This is a genomic window from Muricoccus pecuniae (assembly GCF_014199205.1).
Taxonomy (GTDB): domain Bacteria; phylum Pseudomonadota; class Alphaproteobacteria; order Acetobacterales; family Acetobacteraceae; genus Roseomonas; species Roseomonas pecuniae.
This window is the reverse complement of the sequence record NZ_JACIJD010000071.1, coordinates 1-2,485: the sequence shown is the minus strand read 5'-3', so window position 1 is coordinate 2,485 and position 2,485 is coordinate 1. Positions and strand designations below refer to the sequence as shown.

At 69.8% G+C, this 2,485-nt stretch carries 2 protein-coding genes; both read left to right on the top strand.

Translation table 11 applies throughout. The features are described 5' to 3' along the window. Positions 1 to 268: 268 nt before the first annotated feature. Positions 269 to 1,396, top strand: a complete 1,128-nt coding sequence (locus FHS87_RS23125) for an OmpA family protein (RefSeq protein ID WP_184522230.1) — start codon at positions 269 to 271, stop codon at positions 1,394 to 1,396. A gap of 218 nt (positions 1,397 to 1,614) precedes the next feature. Then, a partial coding sequence (locus FHS87_RS23120; RefSeq protein WP_184522227.1) for an outer membrane protein occupies positions 1,615 to 2,485 on the top strand: 871 nt, incomplete at its 3' end.

The following is a 2,485-nucleotide window of genomic DNA, read 5'->3' as shown; positions in this document are numbered from 1 at the left end:
CGAGCCGCAGAACCGCCGCGTCGAGATCGTGCTGCGCTAAGCAGCACGGCCTCCCGCAAGGGCGTCCAGGGGGGCGGGACCGAAAGGTCCCGCCCCCTTCTTGCATCTGCTCCTGGCCCGGCCTGTTCATATGTTGTGCCATCTCTGCCACAGGTCACTTCTATGACGAGACTGTGCGTTGAGATCGCAAACCACCTCGATCCATTTAGCTTTCGTCGTCGTGCCGTAAGCGACTGCGGCCCGCATCATAACTAAGGAAGTTTCACTCATGTCGTTCCGTAAGGCGCTTCTCGCGGCCACCGTCATCGCGATGCCGGCGTCCGCTATCGCCCAGCCCGTCACCGGCCTCTACATCGGTGCCGGCGCCGGCGTGAACTGGCTCCAGGACGCCAAGATCGCCGCCACCGGCCCGCTCGCCGAGGAACTCCGCGTGCGCGGCATCAACCCCGGCGGCAAGGTCGGGTTCGAGCCCGGCTGGGCCGTCGTCGGCAGCATCGGCTGGGGCTTCGGCAACGGCCTGCGCGCCGAGGTCGAGGGCAACTACCGCGAGAACGAAGTCGACAAGATCCGCGGCTTCAACGGCATCACCACCAGCCGCGTCGAGGGCACCTCGCGCAGCTACGGCGTGATGGGCAATGTCCTCTACGACCTGGACTTCACCCGTTTCGGCGTGCCGACCTACATCCAGCCCTATATCGGTGCCGGCGTCGGCTATATCTGGCGTGAGTTCGACGATGTCGGCCTGACCGTCCTGGGCGCGCGGGTCCGCGACAGCGGCACCGACGGCCGCTTCGCCTACCAGGGCATCGCCGGCTTCGGCGTTCCGCTGACCCCGTACGGCCTCACCGGCCTGACCCTGACGGCCGAGTACCGCTTCCTCGGCACGCTCGAGCACAGCATCGACTCGACGAGCAGCGGCGGCAGCTTCACGGTCGGCCGTGGCGGCACGAAGTCCGAGAACTACAACCACTCCATCCTTCTCGGCCTGCGCTACGCCTTCAACCAGCCGCGCCCGGCGCCGGTCGCCACGGTTGCTCCCGCGGCCCCGGCGGCGGCCCCGGCGCCTGCGCGCACCTACCTCGTGTTCTTCGACTTCGACCGCGCCGACCTGACGGACCGCGCCCGCCAGATCATCGGCGAGGCGGCCCAGGCCGTGAACTCGACGGGCACGACGCGCATCGAGGTGGCCGGCCACGCCGACCGCTCGGGCACGCCGCAGTACAACCAGCGCCTGTCCCAGCGCCGCGCCGAGGCGGTGGCGGCCGAGCTTGCCCGCCGCGGCATCTCGCGCAACCAGATCTCGGTCCAGGCCTTCGGCGAGAGCCGTCCGCTGGTGCCGACCGCCGACGGCGTGCGCGAGCCGCAGAACCGCCGCGTCGAGATCGTGCTGCGCTAAGCAGAACGGCCTCCCGCAAGGGCGTCCAGGGGGGCGGGACCGAAAGGTCCCGCCCCCTTTCTTTTGGAACCGGGCCGCGGGCGGAGGTGTGACCTTCCCGCAACAACCTACATCAATGGCGGGCCGGTCCATTGAGCCGGCAAACCCCCGGGCGCATCTGGCCTTCTGCATGAGCCGCCGCAGACCGCGGCTCTCCCCCCACGAAGGATCTACTCCTGATGTCGTTCCGCAAGGCCCTTATGGCCGCCACCGTGCTCGCGATGCCGGCGACCGCTATGGCCCAGGCCCCCTTCCAGCCGGTGACGGGCCTCTACATCGCCGGCGGCGCCGGCGTGAACTGGCTGATGGACCGTGACCTCGAAGCGCGCGGCGGCAACCGCGGCTACTTCAACGGCATCAACGCGAATTCCTATGGCGAGAGCCGCCAGGAGACGGGCTGGGGTGGCGCCGCCTCCCTCGGCTACGGCTTCGGCAACGGCGTGCGCGCCGAGATCGAGGGCAGCTACCGCGAGAACGCCGTCGACAAGGTCGGCGGCTTCGGTGGCCCGACCACGACCCGCGCCTTCCGCGCGGTGGACGGCGACATCCGCCAGTACGGCGTGATGGCCAACGCCTTCTACGACTTCGTCATCCCCGGCATTCCCCTGCCCGTGCAGCCCTATGTCGGTGCCGGCGCCGGCTACATCTGGACCGAGTATGACGGCGTGCGCGCCACCCGCGCCCCGGCCGGCGCGAACTCGATCTTCATCGACGACACCGACGGCCGCTTCGCCTACCAGGGCATCGCCGGCGCGGCCTACCCCATCGCCGCCGTTCCCGGCCTCGCCGTGACCCTCGAGTACCGCTACATGGGCACGCTCGAGCCGAAGCTGAACGGCCGCGTGGTGCGGCCGAACGGCTCGCTCGTCTCCACGGGCGACTTCAAGGCGGATCCGGCCGAGAACCACTCGGTGTTCCTCGGCCTGCGCTACGCCTTCAACACCCCGCGCCCGGTGCCGGTCGCCACGGTTGCTCCCGCGGCCCCGGCGGCGGCTCCGGCGCCTGCGCGCACCTACCTCGTGTTCTTCGACTTCGACCGCGCCGACCTGA

What these genes read in the sequence shown, in the direction of transcription:
- FHS87_RS23125 (WP_184522230.1), top strand. Translation starts at nt 269, where the DNA reads ATGTCGTTCCGTAAGGCGCTTCTCGCGGCCACCGTCATCGCGATGCCG.